General features: G+C 63.1%; 21 protein-coding genes. 11 read left to right on the forward strand and 10 right to left on the reverse strand.

Annotation, left to right across the window (positions count from 1 at the left end):
- Positions 1 to 86: 86 nt before the first annotated feature.
- Entirely contained in the window at positions 87 to 1,301 is a 1,215-nt protein-coding gene (locus AC1Z3V_RS27000; RefSeq protein ID WP_429815515.1) for an NADP-dependent isocitrate dehydrogenase, read from the forward strand.
- 22 nt (positions 1,302 to 1,323) lie between these two features.
- Entirely contained in the window at positions 1,324 to 1,908 is a 585-nt protein-coding gene (locus AC1Z3V_RS27005; RefSeq protein WP_483502754.1) for a demethoxyubiquinone hydroxylase family protein, read from the forward strand.
- Here the strand turns inward: AC1Z3V_RS27005 and AC1Z3V_RS27010 are convergent.
- Complete coding sequence (locus AC1Z3V_RS27010) at positions 1,905 to 2,756, reverse strand: AraC family transcriptional regulator (protein WP_483502756.1); 852 nt, start codon at positions 2,754 to 2,756, stop codon at positions 1,905 to 1,907. The genes AC1Z3V_RS27005 and AC1Z3V_RS27010 overlap by 4 nt on opposite strands.
- A gap of 173 nt (positions 2,757 to 2,929) precedes the next feature.
- Here AC1Z3V_RS27010 and AC1Z3V_RS27015 point away from each other — a divergent pair, with 173 nt between their 5' ends.
- Complete coding sequence (locus tag AC1Z3V_RS27015; protein ID WP_483502758.1) at positions 2,930 to 4,603, forward strand: SulP family inorganic anion transporter; 1,674 nt, start codon at positions 2,930 to 2,932, stop codon at positions 4,601 to 4,603.
- A 42-nt stretch (positions 4,604 to 4,645) separates the two neighbouring features.
- Here the strand turns inward: AC1Z3V_RS27015 and alaS are convergent, their stop codons facing one another.
- Both alaS and recA read right to left on the reverse strand, forming a co-directional pair.
- On the reverse strand, positions 4,646 to 7,309 hold the full coding sequence (gene alaS / locus AC1Z3V_RS27020) for an alanine--tRNA ligase (RefSeq protein ID WP_483502760.1): 2,664 nt from the start codon (positions 7,307 to 7,309) through the stop codon (positions 4,646 to 4,648).
- A gap of 229 nt (positions 7,310 to 7,538) precedes the next feature.
- Positions 7,539 to 8,627 carry a recombinase RecA gene (gene recA / locus AC1Z3V_RS27025; protein ID WP_173516638.1) on the reverse strand — a complete coding sequence of 363 codons (1,089 nt, stop codon included), beginning with the start codon at positions 8,625 to 8,627 and terminating at the stop codon, positions 7,539 to 7,541.
- A 321-nt stretch (positions 8,628 to 8,948) separates the two neighbouring features.
- On the opposite strand from recA, the gene AC1Z3V_RS27030 reads away from it, so the two are divergent.
- Together AC1Z3V_RS27030 and AC1Z3V_RS27035 are read left to right on the forward strand one after the other, a co-directional pair.
- Positions 8,949 to 9,896 carry a carbohydrate kinase family protein gene (locus tag AC1Z3V_RS27030; protein WP_483502761.1) on the forward strand — a complete coding sequence of 316 codons (948 nt, stop codon included), beginning with the start codon at positions 8,949 to 8,951 and terminating at the stop codon, positions 9,894 to 9,896.
- A gap of 31 nt (positions 9,897 to 9,927) precedes the next feature.
- The gene (locus AC1Z3V_RS27035) at positions 9,928 to 10,857 is read left to right on the forward strand and encodes a pseudouridine-5'-phosphate glycosidase (protein WP_429815533.1); all 930 of its coding nucleotides are present in this window, start codon (positions 9,928 to 9,930) and stop codon (positions 10,855 to 10,857) included.
- 426 nt (positions 10,858 to 11,283) lie between these two features.
- On the opposite strand, the gene cckA is transcribed toward AC1Z3V_RS27035, so the two are convergent.
- Positions 11,284 to 13,908 carry a cell cycle histidine kinase CckA gene (cckA, locus tag AC1Z3V_RS27040; protein WP_483502763.1) on the reverse strand — a complete coding sequence of 875 codons (2,625 nt, stop codon included), beginning with the start codon at positions 13,906 to 13,908 and terminating at the stop codon, positions 11,284 to 11,286.
- A 268-nt stretch (positions 13,909 to 14,176) separates the two neighbouring features.
- Here cckA and AC1Z3V_RS27045 point away from each other — a divergent pair, with 268 nt between their 5' ends.
- Positions 14,177 to 15,160, forward strand: a complete 984-nt coding sequence (locus AC1Z3V_RS27045; RefSeq protein ID WP_483502765.1) for a flagellar biosynthetic protein FliO — start codon at positions 14,177 to 14,179, stop codon at positions 15,158 to 15,160.
- 129 nt (positions 15,161 to 15,289) lie between these two features.
- On the opposite strand, the gene dksA is transcribed toward AC1Z3V_RS27045, so the two are convergent.
- Positions 15,290 to 15,709 carry an RNA polymerase-binding protein DksA gene (gene dksA, locus AC1Z3V_RS27050; RefSeq protein ID WP_043614592.1) on the reverse strand — a complete coding sequence of 140 codons (420 nt, stop codon included), beginning with the start codon at positions 15,707 to 15,709 and terminating at the stop codon, positions 15,290 to 15,292.
- A gap of 415 nt (positions 15,710 to 16,124) precedes the next feature.
- Between dksA and AC1Z3V_RS27055 the strand changes: the two genes are divergently transcribed.
- The 4 genes from AC1Z3V_RS27055 (at position 16,125) to AC1Z3V_RS27070 (ending at position 20,111) form a co-directional block, all read left to right on the forward strand.
- Positions 16,125 to 16,640 carry a SixA phosphatase family protein gene (locus AC1Z3V_RS27055; protein WP_483502767.1) on the forward strand — a complete coding sequence of 172 codons (516 nt, stop codon included), beginning with the start codon at positions 16,125 to 16,127 and terminating at the stop codon, positions 16,638 to 16,640.
- A 130-nt stretch (positions 16,641 to 16,770) separates the two neighbouring features.
- Positions 16,771 to 18,267 (forward strand): YcjX family GTP-binding protein, encoded by a 1,497-nt coding sequence (locus AC1Z3V_RS27060; protein ID WP_483502769.1) that lies wholly within the window; start codon positions 16,771 to 16,773, stop codon positions 18,265 to 18,267.
- The gene (locus tag AC1Z3V_RS27065; protein ID WP_483502770.1) at positions 18,264 to 19,352 is read left to right on the forward strand and encodes a YcjF family protein; all 1,089 of its coding nucleotides are present in this window, start codon (positions 18,264 to 18,266) and stop codon (positions 19,350 to 19,352) included. Before AC1Z3V_RS27060 ends, AC1Z3V_RS27065 begins: the two co-directional genes overlap by 4 nt.
- A 207-nt stretch (positions 19,353 to 19,559) precedes the next feature.
- Positions 19,560 to 20,111, forward strand: coding sequence for a hypothetical protein (locus AC1Z3V_RS27070; RefSeq protein WP_483502772.1), 552 nt, complete (start codon positions 19,560 to 19,562; stop codon positions 20,109 to 20,111).
- Between the two features lie 87 nt (positions 20,112 to 20,198).
- On the opposite strand, the gene folK is transcribed toward AC1Z3V_RS27070, so the two are convergent.
- The 3 genes from folK to folP all read right to left on the reverse strand — a co-directional run bounded on the left by folK (position 20,199) and on the right by folP (position 22,059).
- Positions 20,199 to 20,723, reverse strand: a complete 525-nt coding sequence (folK, locus tag AC1Z3V_RS27075) for a 2-amino-4-hydroxy-6-hydroxymethyldihydropteridine diphosphokinase (protein ID WP_483502773.1) — start codon at positions 20,721 to 20,723, stop codon at positions 20,199 to 20,201.
- Positions 20,713 to 21,081: a dihydroneopterin aldolase gene (gene folB, locus AC1Z3V_RS27080; RefSeq protein WP_057248908.1), complete on the reverse strand. Its 369-nt coding sequence runs from the start codon at positions 21,079 to 21,081 to the stop codon at positions 20,713 to 20,715. Before folB ends, folK begins: the two co-directional genes overlap by 11 nt.
- A gap of 126 nt (positions 21,082 to 21,207) precedes the next feature.
- On the reverse strand, positions 21,208 to 22,059 hold the full coding sequence (gene folP, locus AC1Z3V_RS27085) for a dihydropteroate synthase (RefSeq protein WP_483502775.1): 852 nt from the start codon (positions 22,057 to 22,059) through the stop codon (positions 21,208 to 21,210).
- A 107-nt stretch (positions 22,060 to 22,166) separates the two neighbouring features.
- On the opposite strand from folP, the gene AC1Z3V_RS27090 reads away from it, so the two are divergent.
- A complete protein-coding gene (locus AC1Z3V_RS27090; protein ID WP_483502776.1) occupies positions 22,167 to 22,796 on the forward strand; it encodes a DUF922 domain-containing Zn-dependent protease in 630 nt (209 codons plus the stop codon).
- A gap of 534 nt (positions 22,797 to 23,330) precedes the next feature.
- Here the strand turns inward: AC1Z3V_RS27090 and AC1Z3V_RS27095 are convergent.
- Together AC1Z3V_RS27095 and AC1Z3V_RS27100 are read right to left on the reverse strand one after the other, a co-directional pair.
- Positions 23,331 to 23,651: a 2Fe-2S iron-sulfur cluster-binding protein gene (locus AC1Z3V_RS27095; protein WP_173516650.1), complete on the reverse strand. Its 321-nt coding sequence runs from the start codon at positions 23,649 to 23,651 to the stop codon at positions 23,331 to 23,333.
- 225 nt (positions 23,652 to 23,876) lie between these two features.
- A complete protein-coding gene (locus AC1Z3V_RS27100) occupies positions 23,877 to 24,245 on the reverse strand; it encodes an Hpt domain-containing protein (protein WP_483502778.1) in 369 nt (122 codons plus the stop codon).
- Between the last annotated feature and the right edge of the window lie 505 nt (positions 24,246 to 24,750).

The following is a 24,750-nucleotide window of genomic DNA, read 5'->3' on the forward strand; positions in this document are numbered from 1 at the left end:
CGGTTCTGAGTGCTATAGGGCACAGGATTTTTCAGAGAGGAAGGGACATCGCTCCCGCTGTCCCGCATAAGCTACGAGGCATATTCATGGCAAAGATCAAGGTCGCCAATCCGGTCGTCGAGCTCGACGGCGATGAGATGACCCGCATCATCTGGCAGTTCATCAAGGACAAGCTGATCCATCCCTACCTCGACATCGATCTGGAATATTACGACCTCAGCGTCGAAAACCGCGATGCCACCGAAGATCAGGTGACGGTCGACGCCGCCAACGCGATCAAGAAGCACGGCGTCGGCGTCAAGTGCGCCACCATCACGCCGGATGAAGCCCGCGTCGAGGAATTCAAGCTGAAGAAGATGTGGAAGTCGCCGAACGGCACGATCCGCAACATCCTCGGCGGCGTCATCTTCCGCGAGCCGATCATCTGCAAGAACGTTCCGCGCCTGGTTCCGGGTTGGACCAAGCCGATCATCGTCGGCCGTCACGCCTTCGGCGACCAGTATCGCGCCACCGACTTCAAGTTCCCCGGCAAGGGCAAGCTGACGATGAAGTTCGTCGGTGAAGACGGCAAGGAAATCGAATACGACGTCTTCGACGCGCCGTCGGCCGGCGTTGCCATGGGTATGTACAACCTCGACGATTCGATCACCGAATTCGCCCGCGCTTCGTTCAACTACGGCCTGCAGCGCAAGGTTCCGGTCTACCTCTCGACCAAGAACACCATCCTCAAGGTCTATGACGGCCGCTTCAAGGATATCTTCCAGAAGGTCTTCGACGAAGAATTCGCCGAGAAGTTCAAGGCCGAGAAGCTGTGGTACGAACACCGCCTGATCGACGACATGGTTGCCTCCGCTCTCAAGTGGTCCGGCGGCTACGTCTGGGCGTGCAAGAACTACGACGGCGACGTGCAGTCCGATATCGTTGCCCAGGGCTTCGGCTCGCTCGGCCTGATGACCTCGGTTCTGATGACGCCGGACGGCAAGACGGTCGAAGCCGAAGCGGCCCACGGCACGGTTACCCGCCACTACCGCCAGCACCAGAAGGGCGAGGAAACCTCGACCAACTCGATCGCTTCGATCTTCGCCTGGACCCGTGGCCTCGCCCACCGCGCCAAGCTCGACGGCAATGCCGAGCTCGCCAAGTTCGCCGACACGCTTGAGAAGGTCTGCGTCGATACCGTCGAAGCCGGCTTCATGACCAAGGACCTGGCGCTCCTCATCGGTCCCGATCAGCCGTGGCTCTCGACCACCGGCTTCCTCGACAAGATCGACGAGAACCTGAAGAAGGCCATGGCCGCCTGATAAGGCGCGACAGGGCCTAAAAATGATCGCGCCGATTTCCCCGCGCAACGCCCTGACGATCGCACGCATCGTCAGGGTCAATCACGCCGGGGAATTCGGCGCGATCCGTATTTATTCGGCCCAGATCGCGGTCGCGCGCAGGCTCCATCCCGATTGTGTTCCGATGCTGTCGGAAATGCTCGGCCACGAGATCGAGCACTGTGCGCTGTTTCGAGGGGCCATGCCTTTGAGAAACTCCCGCCCCTGCCGCGTCATGCAGTTCTGGAGCTGGGGCGGCTCGGTCCTCGGTTTCCTGACGGCACTCTTCGGCCGCCGCGGCATATGGGCCTGCACGGCAGCCGTGGAAGCCGCCGTGCATCGCCATCTTGACGACCAGTTGCATTTCCTCGCCGACAAGGACGCCGAGCTTCACGCCCTCATACTGTCGATCCGCGAGGAGGAACTGGCTCATCTCCATCACGCGGAAGCCCAGTTGGCAGACCGCGACGTGCTGGCGGACTCGCTGCGCGCCGCCATCTCCCTTGCCACCTATGTGTTGATCTGGCTTTCGACCTGGGGCGCTTCCTCGCACATGGCCGCAGCCTTGCGGCGAGCGAAATCCAACTAGCTCTTGAGCGGCAAATAGATCTCGCTCAACAATTCCGTCGGCGGAACCTCGCGCGGATTGTTGAGATATTTCTCGAACATCAGGCTGTCGCGGATCTCGCGGCCCGATTGCGGCAGCCAGGTGCCGTAGAGCCATTGATAGGCCTTCGGCATATCCGCATAGGGACCCTTGTGGCGTAGCACGGCATAGCGGCCGCCGTCGAGGTGCTGCGGCGTCAGCGGCGCTTCCACCGGGACCGGCGTGCGAGCGCTGACGCAGGCGAAGGAACGCAGCTTGTCCGTCGGCACCAGTTCTGGATCGTCGAGATAGATGCCGATCATTTCCATGTCCGGCCGGAACTGCTTGCGCGAAAACAGGGTGCCGTAGAGCATCTCGAACGCCTTGCCGATCTCCATATAGGAGCCGTTATGGGCGACGCCGACGAGGTCGAAGGCGTCAATGTCCTTGAGAGTGACTTCATACATATCCGTAATTCCTTCCGTTGAGGCGGTTTCAAAGGCAACATGGCTGCCCTCCTTGCGGTAGCGCGCCGGCGGCAACCCGTAGGCAGCCTTGAAGGTGCGATTGAAGGATTGGAGATTGGGGTAGCCGGAGCGTCGCGCGACCGCTTCGACGGGAAGATCGGACTGGGCAAGATCGGCCGCGGCCTGCTGTAGCCGCAGCCGCTTCACCGTAGCCGCCAGCGTCTCGCCATGAACGGCCCGATAGATCCGGTGCCAATGATGCGGCGACAGGCAGGCGATCTCGGAAAGACGATCGAGCTCGAGATCGCCGTCGAGATGCGCGTAAATATACGCCGAGACGCGGTGGAGCCGCCTCTCGTAGATTGCCCATGTATCGTCACCCATGTCGTGCTCCCTGTCGAAACTCTCGCGTTTCGCTCGAAACCCTTCAAATCACAGATCGATTTGACAAATCCTGCGGACCTCTGCCGCGCCCGCTTGTGCCGCATCGCGACTCAGATAGGCTGAGCATGCCCGCCATGTTTGTTCCAGCCAACGCGGTGCCTCTGGAGAGTCCGATGCCCGATTCTCTTGTTCCGAAAACGGTCAGCGTTCTTGCGGAGGGATATGGATTTGTCCGCTTGAAGGCAGACGCGCTCGCTGGTTTGACCGTCGCGATCGTCGCACTGCCGCTCTCCATGGCGATCGCGATCGCCTCGGGGGTGACGCCCGACCGCGGACTCTATACCGCGATCGTCGGCGGCTTCCTCGTTTCGCTTCTCGGTGGCAGCCGGGTGCAGATCGGCGGTCCGGCAGGGGCCTTCATCGTGCTCGTTGCGGCAACCGGTGCCCGGCACGGCCTCGACGGCCTGTTGCTCGCGACGGCGATGGCCGGGATCATGCTGATTGCGGCAGGCTATCTCCGGCTCGGGCAATACATCAAGTTCATACCCTACCCCGTCACGGTCGGCTTCACCGCAGGCATTGCCGTCATCATCTTCGCCAGCCAGTTGCGCGACCTTTTCGGTCTGACGCTCGCCGGCCCCGAGCCCGGTCCGATCGTCGACAAGGTCGTGGTCCTCGCCCACGCCGCCGGTACGGTCAACGGGGCAGCGGTGCTGACGGCGGGCCTGACCATCGGCATCATTCTCGGCCTGCGTCGGTTGAGACCGCATTGGCCCGGCATGCTGATCGCCGTGGCCGCGGCATCGGCCTTCGTCGCGCTCCTGCAACTCCCGGCAGAAACGATCGGCACGCGGTTCGGCGGTATTCCGCGCGGCCTGCCGCTTCCCGCTTTGCCGCCGCTTTCGCTCGAAAAGGCAACGGCCGTTTTTCCGGACGCGGTTTCGTTCGCACTGCTCGGCGCGATCGAGTCGCTGTTGTCGGCCGTCGTTGCCGACGGCATGACCGGGCGCAGGCATCGCTCCAGCGTCGAGTTGATCGCCCAGGGCATCGCGAATATCGGTTCCGCGCTCTTCGGCGGCATCTGCGTCACCGGCACGATCGCGCGAACGGCGACGAATGTCCGGGCCGGCGCCACCAGCCCGGTCTCCGGCATGCTGCATTCCGTCTTTCTGCTGCTCTTCATGCTCCTTGCGGCGCCGCTTGCGAGCTATATCCCGCTCGCCTCGCTTGCCGGCGTGCTCGCGATCGTGGCCTGGAACATGATCGAGAAGCCGGCCTTCATGGCGCTGCTGCGCTCCTCCTACGGCGACGCGGTCGTGCTGCTCGCGACCTTCCTCATCGTCGTCTTCCGCGAGTTGACGGAAGGCATCGTCATCGGTTTCGCGCTGGGCGCGGTTCTCTTCATCGACCGCATGGCAAAGAGCATCTCCATCGGTGAAACCAAACCGCTGGCGCCCGGCAAATTGGAGAACAGCGAGGAGGAACATCCCCTCATCGCCGACGATCCGGATACGGTGATCTATCGGATATCCGGCATCTTCTTCTTCGGCTCGGCCGCAACCGTCGGTACCGTCCTCGACCGCATCGCCGACCAGCGGCAAAACTTCGTCCTCGATTGCTCGGAAGTGCCTTTCATGGATTCGACCGCCGCCAACGTCATCGAGGGAACGCTGCGGAAAGCCGAGAGGACGGGGGTTCGATTCATCATCACGGGCGCCAGGTCACAGGTGCGGCGCACGCTCTACCAGCATGACGTCCGGCCGCCGCGGGTTCTGATGCGCCCCTCCGTCGCGGCGGCGCTCCAGACCATCCGGAGCGAAAAGGCCGCAAGCGAAAAGGCGGCATAAAAAAGGGCGCCCGCAGCGCCCTTTTCATGGTTCTCTGGACGCTCAGCCCGCCAGCGCTACCGCGACGGCCTCAATGGCCTCCGCCGCGCGGCCGCCATCCGGACCGCCGGCCTGCGCCATGTCCGGGCGTCCGCCGCCGCCCTTGCCGCCGAGGGCGGCAGAGGCCACGCGCACCAGGTCGACGGCGCTGAGCTTCGAGGTCAGGTCGTCGGTGACAGCCACGACGGCGCTCGCCTTGCCGTCGCCGGAAACGCCGACGAAGGCGACGACGCCGGAGCCGAGGCTCTTCTTGCCATCATCAGCCAAGCTCTTCAGGTCCTTGGGCTCGACGCCCGAGACGACCTTGCCGAGGAAGCGAACGCCCGCGATATCACGGGCCGCATCGGCAGAACCCGCCTCGCCGCCACCGCCGAGCGCCAGTTTCTTCTTCGCCTCGGTCAGTTCGCGTTCCAGCTTGCGGCGCTCGTCGAGCAGCGCCTCGACGCGGCCGAGCACGTCGGCCGGCTGAACCTTCAACGTGTTGGCAAGCGTCTTCACGCGCTCGTCCTGCTCGTTGAGATAGGCGCGCGCGGCTTCGCCGGTCAGCGCCTCGATGCGGCGAACGCCGGCGCCGACGGCGCTTTCCGAGACGACGCGAACGAGGCCGATGTCACCGGTAGCCGACACGTGCGTGCCGCCGCAGAGCTCGACGGAGTAAGGCCGGTTGGCCTTGGAACCGTGAATGCCGCGGCCCATCGAGACGACGCGGACCTCATCGCCATACTTCTCGCCAAAGAGCGCCATGGCGCCCTCGGCGATCGCATCGTCGACGCTCATCAGGCGCGTGGTCACCGGTGTGTTCTGCACGATGATCTCGTTGGCCATTTCTTCCACGACCTTCAGCTCCTGCGCCGTCATCGGCTTCGGATGCGAAACGTCGAAGCGCAGCCGCTCCGGTGCCACCAGTGAGCCCTTCTGGGCAACGTGGGTGCCGAGCACTTCGCGAAGCGCTTCGTGCAGCAGGTGGGTTGCCGAGTGGTTGGCGCGAAGGCGCGAGCGGCGCGCATGGTCGACGTCGAGCTGGGCGGCGTCGCCCGTCTTGACCGAACCTTCGACGACGACGGCGTAGTGGACGAAAAGCCCCTCGCCGCGCTTCTGCGTATCCGTCACGGTGAGCTTGCCGCCTTCGGTGGTGATCGTACCGGTGTCGCCCATCTGGCCGCCCGATTCGCCGTAGAACGGCGTCTGGTTGAGCACCACCTGGACGGTGTCGCCCTTGGCCGCGGAAGCGACGACAGCGCCATCGCGCACGATCGCCTGGATCACGCCTTCGGCCGTCTCGGTGTCATAACCGAGGAAGTCGGTTGCACCGTGCTTTTCCTTGAGCTCGAACCAGATCGTTTCGGTCGCAGCCTCGCCGGAACCGGCCCAGTTGGCGCGGGCTTCGGCCTTCTGCCGTTCCATCGCTGCCGAAAAGGCGTCGGTGTCGACGGTGATGCCCTTGGCTCGCAGCGCATCCTGGGTCAGGTCGAGCGGGAAGCCGTAGGTGTCATAAAGCTTGAAGGCGGTCTCGCCGCTGAACTGGTCGCCTTCGGAAAGGTCGGCCGAGGCGTCGGACAAGAGGTTGAGGCCGCGTTCCAGCGTCTTGCGGAAACGGGTTTCCTCAAGCTTCAGCGTTTCGGAAATCAGCGCTTCGGCGCGCATCAGCTCCGGATAGGCTCGGCCCATCTGGCCGACGAGCGCCGGCAAGAGCTTCCACATCAACGGATCCTGCGCACCGAGCAGCTGGGCGTGGCGCATGGCGCGGCGCATGATGCGGCGCAGAACGTAGCCGCGGCCTTCGTTCGACGGCAGCACGCCATCGGCGATCAGGAAGGCGGACGAACGCAGGTGGTCGGCGATCACGCGGTGGCTGGCGCGACGGTCACCTTCGGCCTTGACGCCGGTTGCTTCTTCCGAAGCGGCAATCAGCGCGCGGAAAAGGTCGATGTCGTAGTTGTCGTGTTCGCCCTGGAGGACGGCGGCCAGACGCTCGAGACCCATGCCGGTGTCGATCGACGGACGCGGAAGATCGACCCGCTCTTCCTTGGTGACCTGCTCGTACTGCATGAAAACGAGGTTCCAGATCTCGATGAAGCGGTCGCCGTCTTCATTGGCCGAGCCGGGCGGTCCGCCCCAGATCTGGTCGCCGTGGTCATAGAAGATCTCCGAGCACGGACCGCAGGGGCCGGTATCACCCATGGCCCAGAAATTGTCGCTGGTCGGAATGCGGATGATGCGGTCGTCGGAGAAGCCGGCGATCTTCTTCCAGAGGTCGAAGGCTTCATCGTCGGTGTGGTAGACGGTGACCAGCAGCCGCTTGGGGTCGAGACCGTATTCCTTGGTGATCAGGTTCCAGGCAAGCTCGATCGCGCGCTCCTTGAAATAGTCGCCGAAGGAGAAGTTGCCGAGCATTTCGAAGAAGGTGTGATGGCGCGCGGTGTAGCCGACATTGTCGAGGTCGTTGTGCTTGCCGCCGGCGCGCACGCATTTCTGCGCGGTCACGGCCGTCGAATAGGGACGCTGCTCCAGCCCGGTGAAGACGTTCTTGAACTGCACCATGCCGGCATTGGTGAACATCAATGTCGGGTCGTTGCGCGGCACCAACGGGCTCGACGACACGACCTCATGACCGTTCCTGCGGAAATAGTCGAGAAAGGTCGACCGGATTTCATTCACGCCGCTCATCTTGCGTCCTATTCTTAGCACCAAATCCGGCCCGGCCGCAGCCATCGCCGCGCCATCAGCCGTTGTCCTTAAACCCCGCAGCCACCCATAATGGCTGCGCCCTCCAACGCCCTCGGTCGCCGGAACCAAAGGCTTTTATCGTTCACGTACCATACTGTCCAGACGGCAGCAAAAAACCGGCCGCCATGGGACGACCGGTTTCCTGGCAGCTTCCGTGGGCCGCAGCGGCTTACGCTTCGGGAGCCTCGTCGCCGTCGTCCGCTTCCGGGCCGCCGTTTTCGAGGAACCGATCGGCGATCAGGCCGGCGTTCTGGCGAAGCGCCATCTCGATCTCGCGGGCGAGATCCGGATTGTCGCGCAGGAACAGCTTGGCATTTTCACGGCCTTGGCCAAGGCGCTGGCTGTTGTAGGAGAACCAGGCGCCCGACTTCTCGACGATGCCGGCCTTGACGCCGAGGTCGACCAGTTCGCCGGTCTTCGATACGCCCTCGCCATACATGATGTCGAATTCGACCTGCTTGAAGGGAGGCGCCATCTTGTTCTTGACGACCTTGACGCGGGTCTGGTTGCCGACGACCTCTTCGCGCTCCTTGACCGAGCCGATGCGGCGGATGTCGAGGCGAACCGAAGCGTAGAACTTCAGCGCGTTGCCGCCGGTGGTGGTTTCCGGCGAACCGAACATGACGCCGATCTTCATGCGGATCTGGTTGATGAAGATGACCATGCAGTTCGACTTGGAGATCGAAGCGGTCAGCTTGCGCAGCGCCTGGCTCATCAGTCGGGCCTGCATGCCCGGCAGGTTGTCGCCCATTTCGCCTTCGATTTCGGCGCGCGGCACGAGCGCTGCAACCGAGTCGACGACGAGCACGTCGATCGCACCCGAGCGTACCAGCGTGTCGGTGATTTCCAGCGCCTGCTCACCGGTGTCCGGCTGCGAGATCAGGAGGTTTTCGAGATCGACGCCGAGCTTGCGGGCGTAAACCGGATCGAGCGCGTGTTCGGCGTCGACGAAGGCGCAGATGCCGCCCTTCTTCTGTGCTTCCGCGACGGTCTGCAGCGCCAGCGTCGTCTTGCCCGAGCTTTCCGGGCCGTAGATTTCAATGATGCGGCCCTTCGGCAGGCCGCCAATGCCGAGCGCGATATCGAGGCTCAACGAACCCGTCGATACCGTCTCGATCTCGATGATGCTGTCCTTCCCACCGAGCTTCATGATCGATCCCTTGCCGAACGATCGTTCGATCTGGGAAAGTGCCGCCTCAAGTGCCTTGCTTTTATCCACCGATTTGTCCTCTACGAGCCGCAAAGAGTTTTGTGCCATTTGGTCCACCTTTAGGTTATTGAAGCTACCGAGGCAATGAAGCCGCCGCAGGAGTTTTTGTACATGTTTTGTTCCGTATTTGCAAGGGCAGGACAACACATTGAAAAACAATCATTATCTTGGTTTCGTTCTTTTCATGTTCACGGATTGAAACCATAGGTTCTGAAATGCGCGCGCCACGCCTTCGAACCTGCCCGGCAAGGCTGAGCCGATTCGCCTGAGGCGGAGACACCGGACGCACCGGTCCCTTGGAATTCGCGCCTCGGCCATTGCAGAAAGCCAACAGATTTTTCGGCCGATCGGCCAAGCAGAGGAACATTCATGACGGAAGCTGAAATCGCCGTTTTCGGTGGTGCGCATATCGACAGGCGCGGCCGGATATCGGGCGCGACCGCACCGGGTTCCAGCAATCCCGGCACCTGGTTCGAGGAGGCCGGCGGCGGCGGCTTCAACGCGGCCCGCAACCTTGCACGCCTTGGCCACGGGGTGCGCATGATCAGCACCCGTGGCGGCGATGCCGCCGGCGAAATGGTGACGGCTGCTGCGGCCGCCGCCGGCGTCATCGACAGCCCCCTCACCTTTCTCGATCGCCAGACGCCGAGCTACACGGCGATCCTCGAAAACGACGGCAACCTGGTCATCGCGCTCGCGGACATGGAGCTCTACCGGCTGTTTTCGCCGCGGCAATTGCAACGCCGCGCGTTCCGCGATGTCATCGCCGCGAGCAAGCTCGTGCTCACGGATGCCAACCTGCCGGAAGAAACGATCGCGGCACTCGCCCAGTCGGCCGCAGGCAACGGGCGCCTCGTCGCCGGCATCGCCGTGTCGCCCGCCAAGGTCATCCGCTACCGGCCGTGCCTCCCGCACCTCTCGGTCCTGTTCATGAACGAAGCCGAGGCACGGGCGCTGACCGGCAAGGAGACGGCCGAGGCGGAGGAATGGCCGTCGTTGCTGAGAAGCCTGGGTCTCAAGGGCGGTGTCGTGACGCGCGGCGGCCGCGCGGTCGTTGCTTTTGACGACAATGGCGCCTGCGTTGCCGTTCCGCCGGCGCTTCCCGCACTTGCCGATGTCACCGGGGCGGGCGACGCGCTTGCCTCCGGCTTCCTTTCCGCGCGCCTCGCCGGCCGCGATCTTGCCGAATGCCTGCGGCACGGCATCGCAGCCGCCGGAATCACGTTGCGCTCTCCCTTGGCCGCATCCGAAGAGATGTCCGCGGCCAATCTCGAACAGGCGCTGACCCTTGTGCCGGCGCCCCAAATGCTGTCATGACAATTGCCACTAGAACTCCCAAGGAACGACCATGACCAAACCCGCTTCTCCCTCCCTGCCGATGGAATTTTCCGACGAGGTCGCCGCCGCCAAGGCGCGTGGCGCGCCGATCGTGGCGCTGGAATCGACCATCATCACCCATGGCATGCCCTATCCGGGCAACCTGAACATGGCCCGCAGCGTCGAAGCGATCATCCGTGAACAGGGCGCCGTGCCGGCGACGATCGCGGTCATCCATGGCGTGCTGCATATCGGCCTCGATGACGCCAAGCTCGAAGAACTGGCGAAGACCCAGGGCGCGATGAAGGTCTCGCGCGCCGACCTCGCCTTCGCGATCGCCGAACGCCGCACCGGCGCGACCACTGTCGCCGCGACCATGATTGCCGCTGCCCGCGCCGGCATCCGCGTCTTTGCGACCGGCGGCATCGGTGGCGTGCATCGCGGCGCCGAACTCAGCTTCGACATCTCCGCCGACCTCGACGAACTCGCCCGCACCGCCGTCATCGTCGTCTGCGCCGGCGCCAAGGCGATCCTCGACATCCCGAAGACGCTCGAAGTCCTGGAAACCCGCGGCGTACCCGTCGTCACCTACGACAGCGAAGTCTTCCCGGCCTTCTGGTCGCGCGATTCCGGCCTCAAGAGCCCGCTGATGCTGAACAGCCCGGCGGCGATCGCCAACTTCCAGAACATGCGCGAGCTGCTCGGCGTCGACGGCGGCATGCTGGTCGCCAATCCCGTCCCGGCAGAAAGCGAAATCCCGCGCGAAGAGATGGAAATCTACATCGCCCGCGCGCTCGACAATGCCGAAAGCGACGAGATCACCGGCAAGGCCGTCACGCCTTACCTGCTCGACAATCTCTTCCACATGACCGAAGGCCGCAGCCTCGAGACCAACATCGCGCTGGTCGAGAACAATGCGCGGCTCGCCGGCGAGATCGCGGTCGCATTGAACGCCAAGTAACTTCTTTCCGCAAAAACGCGGATAAATTAAGAAGCCCGGCACGCAAGCGCCGGGCTTTTACATTGGCGAAGGTTCAGTATGCGTTGGAAGTTTGATCAGGCGCCTGGTGTTGCCTGCGTTGCCTGCCGCTCGGTGATCGCGGCACTCGGTTCTCGCCGCCACAGATTATGAAGACGATCACTCCTGGGCGTTTACAGACGGCGCACCGATCGACATGGCGAACGCGCTCTGTGGTCGCGATGTCCGAGGTCGTCGATCTTCACCCTGATCTTGATTAGATCGCCGACCTTCCTCCCGGCTGGTCGGCAACGCGCGCCGCAGGTGACGCGCCTTGGCTAAGACAGAAAGGCGACTGTGTCCCATCCGGCTAAAGGTGGGAGCATCTCAGCATCGATCCGGATCGCCCCTTGGATCTGCGGCCCTAATTCAGGAGTCCAGCATCTCGCGCACCGCGACCGCAAGCTGCTTCAGCGAGAACGGTTTTGGCAGGAAGCCGAACTTGGCATCCGCCGGCAGGTTGCGGGCAAAGGCGTCTTCGGCATAGCCGGAAACGAAGATGAACTTCAGGTCCGGATACTTCTTCCTGAGTTCGCTGAGAAGCGTCGGCCCATCCATCTCCGGCATCACCACGTCAGAAACGACGATGTCGACCGCACCGTCGAGCTCATCCATGATATCGAGCGCCTCGACGCCGGAACCGGCTTCGTAGACCGTGTAACCGCGCGTTTCCAGCATGCGCTTGCCGCCGCGGCGCACCGCCTCCTCATCCTCGACGAGCAGAACGACGGCTGAATCTCCCGTGAGATCCGCCGGCTCCTCGGCTTTTGCCATCGGTACCGCAGCCACCTGCGCCACCGGCGCTGGTGCGGCCTCCGCCGTTACGGTCGCCGCCTCGGCCCCTTCGGTCGCAGCCTGTGCCTCAACGTGGCGCGGCAGCAGGATTCGGAAGGTTGTGCCTTTGCCGACTTCCGATTCCGGATAGATGTAACCACCCGACTGCTTGACGATGCCATAGACCATCGACAGGCCGAGGCCGGTGCCCTTGCCGACTTCCTTGGTGGTAAAGAACGGCTCGAAGATCTTGTCGAGGATCTCCGGCGGGATGCCGGTCCCCTGGTCGGCGACCTCGACCATCACGAAATCCTCGTCCGGCAACTCGCGTCGTCCAAAGGCCGCAACCTCGGCGGCAGGCAGGTTGCGCGTCCGAAGCGTGATCGTGCCGCCCTCGGGCATGGCGTCGCGGGCGTTGACCGCCAGGTTCAAGAGCACCTGTTCGAACTGGCCGAGATCGGTCCTGACGGGCCAAAGATCGCGGCCATAATCGACCTCGACCTTGACGTTGGTTCCGGTCATGCGGTCGACCAGCATGCGCAGGTCGCCAATCACATCCGTCATGTTGAGCACCGTCGGCCGCATCGTCTGCTTGCGCGAGAAGGCAAGCAACTGCCGCACGAGAACCGCGGCGCGGTTGGCGTTGCGCTTGATCTCCATGAGATCGGCAAAGCTCGGATCTGCCGGGCGGGCCGACAGAAGCAGGTGGTCGGACGAGAGCAGGATCGCCGTCAGCACGTTGTTGAAATCGTGCGCGATGCCGCCGGCGAGCGTGCCCACAGCATTCATCTTCTGGGTCTGCGCCATCTGGTTCTCGAGCGCCTTCTGCTCGGTGATTTCAAGCGCATAGATGATCGCCGCTTCCTCCGGCGACTGATCGCTCTGGTCGATCACGGCATTGACGTAGAAGCGGAAGTGACGCTCTCCGTCCGTCGGGTGCAGCGCATCGATCGGCGCGATGTCGCCCTGCCGATCCTTCGCGGCTGCCAGCGCCTCGTGCAGGCGGCCCTTCTCGTTCTCGTGCACCACGGCCTCGATCAGCGCTCCGCGCTCGACGTCGTCCTGCGAGACGAGGCCGGAGAAGAGCTTCAGGAACGGCGCATTGGTGCGCAGGATCCGCCCATTGCCGTCGACCGAGGCGATCGCCATCGGCGTGTTGTTGAAGAAGCGGGTAAAGCGCATGGCTGCGCTGGACGCCGATTGCTCGTTGTCCTCGCCGCCTTCGCGCGACATCACGATGGTGCGGCTTTCGCCAGGCGCCCCGTCGCGCGTCGAGGAGACGCGGTGGATCATGCGCACCGGCAGGCTCTGGCCGTTCATCTTGCGCAGATCGAGGTCGAGCATCTTCGTCTTCTTCAGGCCGGGCTCGGCCTGTACGGCCTGGACGAGCGTCAGCCCCTCGCCGGCCACCAGGTCGCCGATGCTGATCGAGCCCGGCTGGAACTTGGTCAGGTCGATACCGAGCCAATCGGCCAAGGTGGCGTTGATGTAGAAGATCTCGCCCTTGCGCCCGGCGGAGAAGAAGCCGGCCGGCGCGTGGTCGAGATAGTCGATCGCGTTCTGCAACTCCTTGAAGAAGCGCTCCTGATCGTCGCGCTCCGCCGTGATGTCGGCGATCTGCCAGAGATAGAGCGGATTGCGTGCGTTGTCTTCGAGCGGCAGCACCCGCGCCTTCAAGCGGAACCAATGGGCGCCGGAACCGCTGGAGGTGGTGGTCGCTAGCGGCTTCAGCAGGCGAAATTCCTCGTGCCCCTGCTTGCCCTCGTGCAGACCGTTGGTCAGCCGGTAGATCGCCTCCGTCGCCTCGCGGTTGCGCGACAGGATGGTTTCGAGCGACTGGATGCCGGCGGCGCTCTTGGCACCTGTCAGGGCGCCATAGGCCGCATTGGCGTAGATGATCCGGCCCTTGCGGTCGGTGACGATGGTGCCGTCCTCATGCGCATCGAGAAAGGCGCGTGCCAGCTCGTCCGGGCGCGACTGCGGCATGACCTCGATGAAACCGATGACGGAGGAAACGAGGAAGAAGATGCCGACCATGGCAAGAACGCCGAGGATGCCGAGAACGATCTCGTTGTCCATCTCGTTCTTGAAGATCACGAAGGCGATGGCCGATACGGTGAGGACGATCGCGAGCAGAACGATCCGCAGCACGGTGCCCGGCCTGACGCCACGGTCAACAACCGGCATCTGGTAGTCGCCTGACTGCCGCAATTTCGTCATCGGGTCCTCTTATGCGGCCGGCGCCGCGCGCCGGCGCGGCCCAGCCCTTCCGGCCGGCATCCGCAAGATCCGCCGGGCGAAATCGGCCATTCCCGACACGCCCTCGATCACTCGGACAAGAATCATCTTTAACAATCAGAGATAACAGCAAAAAGCACCTCGGCGGAAGCATTGCCGCCAATTCACAGGGAATGTCGGCGAAGTCCTTGTCCGAGCCCGAAAAAAGCCGTCAAATACTGGCACTCGAAAGGCAGAAGGAGTTCAGCCTATGATGGAAACGATCATCGCCGACAACGGCAGCCGGTTCGTCATTGCCGCCGCAGCCGTCGCGATCGGACTTCTGTGCCTCGTGATCGTGCTCTGGATCATGCGCAACCGCCCCTCCTCGCCCTTCATTCGCGGCGGCAAGAACCGCCAGCCCAGGCTTGCCGTGCTCGATGCCGCCGCCGTCGACACCCGCCGCCGTCTGGTCCTCGTGCGCCGCGACGATGTCGAACATCTGATCATGATCGGCGGTCCGACGGATATCGTCATCGAGAGCCGGATCGGAAGCGCCGAGGAGCGCGCGCCCGTTGCGGAACGCAAAGTTGCTGAGCCGACGGGAGTGGAGAGCCGACCGGCAGCCAGGGAGCTTCCGCAGCAAACGGCACCTTCACCTCAATCCGAGCCCGTCGCTGCGGTCACGCCGGTGCAGCCCGTTGCCCGACCGCAAGAACAACCGGCCACCCGTATCGAGCCGGCCGCGCCGCCGCGCGTCGTCGCTGAGCAGCGCCCGGTAGCGGCCCCCGGGGTCGCGGCTGAACAGCGTCCGCTTGTCCGTCCGTCCGTGCAGCCGTCCCAGGAGAGCCCGGCCGTGGCGACCGCTTCGGCACCCCAGGCAAACTTCGATATATCCTTGGACAGGCCCATTGCGGCGGCTCAGCAGGTCCAGACGCAGCCAATCCCGTCGCAGCCCATGCAGGTGCAGCGCCCGGTCCCCTCCGTCCAACAGCCGCAGCCGGCGCCGACAGCCGGGCTCACGGACTTCGAGCGCCTGCTTGATGCGGAGATCAGCGGCGACCTCCAGCGCCTTGGTCAGGGTCCGGTTGCCGCCTCGGGCATGGTCGCCCCGGAGAGCCGCTCCCTGACGCCATCCGGCCGGCAGGAGCCGATGCTTGGCACGCCCAGTGCCGACGGCGGCCGCAGGGAACCGACCATCGAAGAAGAGATGAACCGCATGCTGGCCGATATCTCGGCCGGCCGGAAGCCGTAGCTTCCGTTCTCAGGTGTGTCGTCGTTCGACATCACGCGAAAACGTCCGCGCTTGGCGTGCATTCGGACCAAAGAAAAAGGCGCGGTTTGACCCGCGCCTTTTTTCAGACAGTTCCGAAAGCCGGATATCCTATTCGTCCCGGTAGACCTTTTCCCGACGCTCGTGACGCTCCTGCGCCTCGATCGACAGGGTTGCGATTGGGCGTGCATCCAGCCGCTTCAGGCCGATCGGTTCACCGGTTTCCTCGCAATAGCCATAGGTGCCTTCGTCGAGCCGTTGCAGCGCCGCATCGATCTTGGAGATCAGCTTGCGCTGGCGGTCCCGGGCCCTGAGCTCAATAGCCCGATCTGTTTCGGAAGAAGCTCTGTCTGCGAGATCGGGATGATTGGCGCTCTCCTCCGCCAAGTGATCCAGTGTCTCGCGTGCCTCGCGAAGGATGTCGTTTTTCCAAGCGTTCAACTTGGCCCGGAAATACGCCCGGTGGTTGGCATTCATGAATTCCTCGTCCTCGGAAAGGACAAAGGTACTAAGATCGATCTTCTCACTCAACGCGATTCTCCTGAAGAACATCTCATTGCGGCGGTGTATAGACCTATGGAAGCCGTGATTCAAGCCTCGGAACAGGCACTCAACGGTATTTTAATATTGCTCGCGATTCAGGCTAACTGACGAATATTTCATCAAAATTACAGATTGGAACTTGATTTCCTGCTTGTGGCTACCGTTGCATTCGGCGGACCTCGCTGAAAAGTGAGGCTGATGTGTTTGCGTCATTGGATCGTCTGATCGCGACCGCGGCAAAGCGCAGCAGCGCCCCGATCCCCGGAAAAATGCGGCCGGTAGCTTGATCTTTGCGATCCCTGCGGGAAAAGGTGAAAGTCGGCCGGACGACGCGAAAGCTGCCCCGCCAACCACATTCGACCCCTGTCGCGACAAGCAACAGGCAGCCACCGGAAACCGCTCGATGCAAGACAGCGCCCCCAAGGTCCTTCGCCTCTACCTGCTGCGGCACGCGCGCTCCGGCTGGGCTTTGCCCGGGCAACGGGACTTCGACCGGGCGCTGGACGATGTCGGCTACGTCGATGCGGAACGGCTGGCGCAGATTGCCGCCGACCGGGGTATCCGCCCTGAACGCATCCTCTGCTCCACGGCCGTGCGCTGCCGGGAGACCGCCGAACCGTTCTTTCGCACCGTCAGCGAAAACCTCGATATCCGTTATATCGACGCACTCTATTCGGGTCCGATGAGCGTCTATTTCGATCTGATCGACGCTCATCGGCACCTGAATTCCCTAATGCTCGTGGGGCACAATCCGATGATCGAGCAATTGCTTTACCGGCTGATCGGCGACGACGCCGCGCATGAGGCAATGCCCCATGGCTATCCGCCGGCGGGGCTTTCGATCCTCGATCTGCCGGCAGCCGCGCCGGAAGACGGCGAGACGGCGACACTGGTCTCGATCCTGCTGCCGAACCAATAGAAGATTTGCCACGCCTCGTTGCGGCCGGGGAAATATTGCCTATATCGCGGTGGCTGCCTGCGTGCGACAGTTCTGCCGGACGGCGGCGGAAGAACGACCCACGTACATACGCCGCAAGAAAGAGCAAGATTTGGCGCCCAACCTGACCAGCTTCAAAGACGACGCCCTGATTGCGCTCGACAATCTGGCCGATCGAGCCTCCGGCCTCGTCAACCCCTCCATCCGCCTCGGCGTCACCGGCCTGTCGCGCTCCGGCAAGACCGTTTTCATCTCGTCGCTGGTGCACAATCTGCTGAACGGCGGACGCCTGCCGGTGTTCGAGCCGGTGCGCTCCGGGCGGGTCTCGAGGGTCAGGCTCGAACCGCAGCCGGACGATGCCGTACCGCGCTTCCAATACGAGGATCATATTGCCGCGCTGGTACGCGATCGCATCTGGCCGGATTCGACCCGCGCCATTTCGCAATTGCGCATCACGCTCGACTATGAGAGCGCCAGCGGCTGGAACCGACTGTTCTCACCGGGCCGCCTGTCGCTCGATATCGTCGATTACCCCGGGGAATGGCTGCTCGACCTGCCGCTGCTGGCGCAGGATTTCCGCGCGTTCAGCAACAACGCCGTGGCGCGCGCCCGCGCCGCCAGCCGGAGCGCCTTTTCGGCGGAATGGCTGACGCTGGCCTCTTCCGCAGGGCCGACGGCTATTGCCGACGAGGCGAGCGCCCGCCGGCTTGCCGAGAGCTTCACCGGCTATCTCAGAGCCTGCAAGGCGGACGAACGATCCCCCTCGACCCTGCCGCCTGGTCGTTTCCTCATGCCGGGCGATCTCGAAGGGTCGCCGGCGCTCACCTTCTCGCCACTTCCCGATCTTCCCGACGGACGCGCACCCAAGGGTTCGCTCTGGGCGATGATGGAGCGGCGCTACGAGGCCTACAAGAAACACGTGGTCAGCCCGTTCTTCCGCGAGCACTTTGCACGCCTCGACCGCCAGATCGTGCTGGTCGACGCGCTGCAGGCGATCAACAACGGCCCGGAGGCGCTGCTCGATCTCGAGCAGGCGCTGGCCGACGTGCTCGCCTGCTTCCGCCCGGGGACCAACAACTGGCTCTCGTCCTTCCTGACACGCCGGATCGACAAGGTGCTGATCGCGGCAACCAAGGCGGATCATCTCCACCATGAAAGCCACGACCGGCTGGAGCGCATCGCCGCACGCCTGGTCGATCGCGCGGCCGAGAGCATCGGCATGAGTGGCGCCGGCCTCGAGGTCATGGCGCTCGCCTCGGTCAGGGCGACCCGGGAAGCAACCGTCAACCACGATGGCCACACGCTGCCGGTTATCGTTGGCACGCCGATCGCCGGTGAGAAGATCAACGGCGAAATCTTTGACGGCGAAAAGAAAACTGCGATATTTCCCGGTGACTTGCCGGAAGATCCTGAAGTGCTGTTCAAAGCGATCGAGATGCAGTCCGGCGGGACGACGTTCGTCGACAGCGCCCACCCGCTGCCGGAGCTTAGCTTCGTTCGCTTCCGTCCGCCGCATCTCGAAGAAACCGGTGGCGGCTTAAAGCTGTCGGTGCCGCATATCCGCCTCGACCGGGCCATGCAATTTCTGTTCGGAGACCGGCTCGCATGAGTGACGATAGCAACGGCCGCCGCCGACCCGGCGCCTTTTCGGTGGAAGAGGAGAAGCCCGTTCAGCCCGGACCTCAGGCGCGCACGCCGCGTTCGCCTGCGAGCTTCGACGACAACGTCGTGCTGACGCCCGATGCGGAAGACCCGTTCCGCGAGACCACGCTGGCCGTCGAGGCGCTGACACTCCCGGAGGCGGCCCCGCGCAAGCGCCGTCTGTCGGTCGGCAAGATCGCGGTCGGCGCCCTCGGCATCATCCTGTCGCTTGCCGCCGGCCTGTGGGTCGACCGGCTGCTGCGCGATCTCTTCACCCGCGCCGACTGGCTCGGTTACGCGGCCCTCGCGGTCGTCGCGATCGGACTTCTGGCGCTGCTGATCGTCTTTGCCCGCGAACTCTCGGGCATGATGCAGCTCACCGCCATCCAGAGGCTGAAGGCGGATACGGAGACCGCGGCGACCTCCGGCAACACCAAGCTCGCACGGTCGGCGCAGACGAAGCTCGTGCATCTGCTGGCCGGCAATCCGCGAACGGCACGCGGCCGCACGCGGCTGAAGGAGACCGAGGGCGAGATCATCGATGGACTGCATCTGATCGAGCTTACCGAGCGCGAGCTTTTGAGCCCGCTCGACCGCGAGGCGCGCCGTCTCATCCTTGCCGCCTCCAAGCGCGTCTCGATCGTCACGGCAGTCAGCCCACGCGCCCTCGTCGACCTCGGATATGTGCTCTACGAGTCCGCGCGCCTGATCCGCGCCATGGCCGAGCTCTACGGCGGTCGCCCCGGCACGCTCGGCCTGCTGAGGCTGATGCGCGATGTCATCGCCCACCTTGCCGTCACCGGCTCGATCGCCGCCGGCGATAGCCTCATCCAGCAGGTGCTTGGCCACGGCCTCGCCTCGAAGCTCTCGGCGCGTCTTGGCGAAGGCGTCATCAACGGCCTGATGACCGCGCGCATCGGCATAGCGGCCATGGATCTCTGCCGTCCCATGCCGTTCCGCGCTTTGAAACGCCCGGGTATCGGCGACTTTCTCGCCGACTTGAGCCCCGGTGCCGGGCGCACCGGCAGCGAAGGCGGAGATCGAATCGCTTGAACCGCCTTCCCGGCCTTCCGGCGGAGTCCTGCAACAGGTTTGCAGAAAACCTGCGACAGTTGGCCTTGGTGGGCCCGAAAGCTCAGTGCATAATCGGCGTCACGGCCACAAAGTTGCCTTGATAGCCACCTCTCGGAAACGCTCCATTAACCATTTCCGCGCAAATGTGGCTTCCAGTTTCGGACGTTGACCCATCAAGGATCGTTTATGTTCTCGCGCCCTTCTTTGATCGCCCGCGGCACTGCCGCCATCGCGCTTGCGGCTGCCGTCGGCGTTGCGCCGCCGGCCTCTTCCGGCGTCAAGGACAAGGCCTTCTTCGAGAAGGTCGCCGGCCAGTGGAAGGGTCCGGGCGAGATCGTCGCCGGCAAATACAAGGGCACCAAGTTCACCTGCGACCTCTCGGGCGAACCGGTCGCTGGTGACGACACGGGCATCAAGCTCGACGGCTTCTGCCGCGTCGGCGTATTCAAGCAGCCGATGTCGGCGCTGATCACCAGCAAGGGCAACAGCTATACGGGCAAGTTCCTCGACGGCGCCGAAGGCAAGGGCCTCGATATCGTTTCCGGCAACGTCGCCAAGGACAAGGTCGTCGTCGGCATCAACCGCAAGAAGCTGAACGGTGCCATGATCGCCCGCCTTCAGGACGACCAGACGATGAACATCACCATCTCCGTCAAGGTCGAGGAGACGATGGTCCCGGTTATCGGCGTCAGCCTCAACCGCCAGGTCGACACGATCGCTGTCGGCTCGATCAAGTAACTCCAGGCACAGCCAAAAAACAAAGCCCCGGTCGTCTTCGCCGGGGCTTTGCTGTTTCGGGAAAGCTCGTCGACTGAACCGGATCGGTCAGGAATTGGCGCGCCACCAGGTCATGTCGCCGTCGGCGACCTCGATACCGGTCACATCCGCCCCGCGCAACCAGTCGCCGACCGTGCGTCCGCGAACCGGCATGTCGGCGGCGATATCGGCGAGCGGCATCAGCACGAAGCCCCGGTCCGTCATCCTGGGATGCGGCAGCTCCAGTCGTGTTTCTGTCTGAGCCACGCCTTCATAGGTCAGGACGTCGATATCCAGCGTCCGCGGTCCCCAGCGCTCGTCACGCACCCGCTTCATCGAACGTTCGATGTCCAGACAGGTGTCGAGCAAGGCCTCTGGTTCCAAGGTCGTGCCGACCGCGGCGCAGGCGTTGAAGAACCACGCTTGGTCGGTCTTGCCCCATGGCGGCGTTTGGTAGAGCCGCGACACGGCCCTGACGACGCAGTCGGTGCGCTGATCGAGCGCCTGAAGCGCTGCCGCCATGGCCTTGCGCGGATCCCCGAGATTGCCGCCGAGGCCGAGTGTGGCGACCCGCCAGTCCGGCTCAGACGACATGTTCGACCGTCACTTCGACATAGTCGAGCACGCCAGGTACGGGTGCATTCGGCTTGCGGATCGAAACCTTGGCGCGTTTGATCTGCGGGAACCGCACGCAAAGCGTCTTTGCGACTTCCAGCGCCAGCGCCTCGATCAGGTAGCGGCGGCGCCCCGTGACGATGCGCTCGATCTCCTGAAAGGCGATGCCATAGTGGACCGTGTCTTCGATCGAATCATCGACGAGCGCCGTTCCCTGCTCGACTTCGAGCTCGGCGTCCACGAAGAAACGCTGCCCGAGGAGCTCTTCTTCGTCGAAGACGCCGTGGCGCGCGAAGAAGGCACAATTCTTGAGAGTGATCGTGTAAGTCGGGCTCATGCTTTTCCGTCCCATCGGCTATTCTGGGATCACGCTGGTTTTGGGTCGAGCCGACCTAAAATCGTGACGTAATCTATTCTTGTAAATTGCAGGCGGATGCGGGCGAAGGGCCGCATGCGCTTGTCCTCATCCCGCTCTGGTCTTCAGCATAGCATCGGCCATGGCCAACGCATCCCTGCTGTTTGCGACATCATGTACACGGAAAATCGAGGCGCCCGCAGCCCGCAACAACGCCGTCGTCGCCGCCGTCGCCACATCCCGGTCGGCCGCCTCGCGTCCGCTCACCGCTCCAATGAAACGCTTCCGGGACGTTCCGACCAGGAATGGACGTTCGAAACGGTGCAATTCGGCAAATCGTGCCATGAGCTCGAGATTCTCGTCCGTATCCTTGGCAAAGCCGAATCCCGGGTCCAGCACGATCTGCTCGCGCTTCACGCCGGCTTCGGCCGCGATCTCCAGCGATCGATCGAGGAAATGGAACTGATCGTCGATCACGTCGGCAAGCTTCTGCCTGTCGCGCCCGGTATGCATGATGCAGAGCCCCGCTCCGGTATCCGCGGCAACGGCGGCGATATCCGGCTCGCGCTGCAGGCCGTGCACGTCGTTGACGATATGGGCGCCTGCCTCGACCGCAAGCCGAGCCGTCGAGGCCCGGTAGGTATCGACGGAGATCAACGCATCGATCTCGCGGCTGAGCGCGGAGATCACCGGCAGGATGCGCGCCTGCTCCTCCTCGGCGCTGACCGCTGCCGCGTCCGGCCGCGTCGATTCACCGCCGATATCGAGGATCAACGCGCCCTCCTGCAGGCAACGCACGCCCTGCGCCACCGCTGCAACAGCATCGATGAAACGCCCGCCGTCGGAAAAAGAATCCGGGGTAACATTGACGATCGCCATCAAAACGCCACGCGGCCCGAGTTCGAGGCTGCGCCCATGGGCCAGCTTCCAGCTAAATTTCTGAAATGGATTGTAAGTCATTTTCCCTCACGATCCGTCCTCGGCCGAGAGCCCTCGATTTGCTGTTGCGCCGGTCGTGGCTATGCCCCAAGCTTGATTGAAGTTCAACTGAAGAGAACCACGCATTGATGTCCCGAGTACGCGTCCCGCTCAAAGCCGCCCTCCTCGCTCTCCTGGTCGCCGCCCCCCTCAGCGCTGCGTCGGGCGAAACCGTGATCAACAAGAGCTTTTCCTATTTCACGATCGGCGGCCGGACTGCGGAGGAACTCGACAAGGCGCTCTCCGCCGGCGGCCCGATGATGAAAACCACCGGTGCGCGCCACCCGGGCGCTACGCGCATCAAGTTCGGAGGCTCCATCACCTACGTCAATCGTGGCGGTCGCTGTGCAGTCGGCTCGGCACGGGTGACGCTCAGCACCCGCATCATCCTGCCGCGCTGGAAATATCGACGCCAGGCCGGCCGGGATCTGGCGCTCGTTTGGGATACGCTTTCGAGCGACATCAAGCGCCATGAGGAGCGGCACGCGGAAATCGCCCGCAACCACGCCCGCCTCATGGAGAAGACGTTCCTCGCCCTGAAGCCGGAAGCGGATTGTGAACGCATGCAGGCAACCGTGGCGCGCGTCAGTGCCGCGGCAATCGAGGCGCACGACAAGGATCAGGCGCGCTTCGATCGCACCGAGGCTGCGAATTTCGACAAACGCATGATCCGGCTTCTGCAGTACCGGCTCGAAACGCTGAAGAAAACGCAACAATAGGTCGCCACGCCCAGCCCCTGAAGAAGAGCCTGACTATAGTCGGGCCCAGCGTGATTTCAGTGGCAATACCCACAGTATTTTATTGGTGAAATATAACGATGGCTGCCGGCCACCGACTCATCTATATTGAAACCATCGAGCGAGGGGCCAGCGTAAAGACTAGCCTCCGCTGAACGAGCGGGTTAAGCGCGGCGCAGTAGTTGTGCGAAGAGCTTAAATGTTGCCGTTACTTAAGTTTAGGCGACGTTGTTCAATATTAAAAAGAAGAAAACCGAACAGCGGGGCCAAAATGGGTTCTCCTGGCGTGTCTTGGTGCTGCAGATGTCCCCTCCCTCATCTGTTAGCGATGCGCCCTCCTCGCCTCGCTTGTCCAACGACCGGCGAGGCGCTTTTTTTGCGCGTCAATCATGAATTGGAAAGCCGCGCTGGGCGGCGTGGAGCGCATGTCGCGTGCAAATACGCAGCGGTCTTGCGACTACGACATGCGAAACATCACGAGCGCAAGGCGCGAACCCGAAAGATTGCGGCGCGCTTTTAGGCCTGGCGCTCCGGCACATGCACGACGAGACCGTCGAGTGCATCGTTCATCTTGATCTGACAGGAAAGCCGCGACGTCGGTCGCACGTCATAGGCAAAATCCAGCATGTCTTCTTCCATGGCTTCCGGAGCGCCGACGGCCGCCGCCCAGGCATCGTCAACATAGACATGACAGGTCGCGCAGGCGCAGGCTCCGCCGCATTCGGCTTCGATGCCGGGAACCGAATTGCGAACGGCGTTTTCCATGACCGTCGAGCCGTTTTCGACATCAAGTTCATGGCGCGCGCCGTCAAAGGCAACGATCGTAAGTTTTGTCATGTCTCTTTCCGGAATGAACTGCTGGGACTGGCAAGGCGCAAAGCCTTTTCAGAACGCACGCCGCTCGGGCGCAAATTCAGTGGAAGTTCTTCCAACAAATCCGCCGGCCAGTCAACAACGGCCGTCAGTCCGCGCCTCGCGCGCCCAGGCGCGAGGCCGCATTCTTGAAATGTGGGGCGGTTGGGATGCGTTCTCCGCTTCCGCTCGCCCCATCGGGCCGCTGGATTAGCGGCAAAGCTTCAATATGAAGAGCTCGGCCTCAAGCACGGCGGCCGAAAGCGTGTCGGAAAGCGATGCGTCTGCCGGGTTTTGCTCGATCGCGCCGGCAATGCTGGCGACGTCGACGGCGCCAACCGCAAGCGCCGCACCTTTCAGCCGGTGGGCGGCCTGAGCGCGAAGCGTGCTTTCGCCCTCCACGATCTCTTTCATGACCTGGCGCGCCTGGCGCGCAAAAAGTTGCAGCACTTCGATTTCCAGCGCCTTGTCACCCATCGTCTGCGCCGCAAGATGGGCGAAGTCGATCGGCTTCCTGCCGGCAGCGGCAGAGTTTCCCGGGGTGTCCGGAGCTTCGAAGGCAATCCTGAGGGCCGCCATGAGCCAAATTCCCTATTGTTTATTGTATGTTGGTCTTGTTTTCGGTGTCGCCATGTCGAGGCCACCTACACGCGCAAACTCAGATACTCATCCTTTGCGGCGGCGGGCTGCTATCAGCTTAAATCGGGGCGCAATATGGGCAGGAATCTGGGAAAATGGTTAACGGCCGTTAAACCGGCTGATTTCCTTATATTTTCTGGCTTTGGCACCGTTATCGCATTAAGATTTCATTAGGATTTTAACTAAGCCCAAGCGCTCTTAATTGTAAGAACCCAGCTAATGTGTCACTACGATACGCTTAGGAACTTGCCTACGTGCGAAAATGGCAACCGTTCCGGTGGATAAGCTCAACACGTGGTCCCTTTCGGCCACAAATGTGACTATCCGTCGAGGCAATGCAGTGTGTGATCAGTAGGGTATTGCGTAGATCCGATGCGCGTATCTTGCCGTCACAGCCCGCGAGGAAGAAATCCGGCCCGCCCGTTGTGCGCGAGCGCTGGCAGTG

The organism is Ensifer sp. 38_S197 (assembly GCF_056924495.1).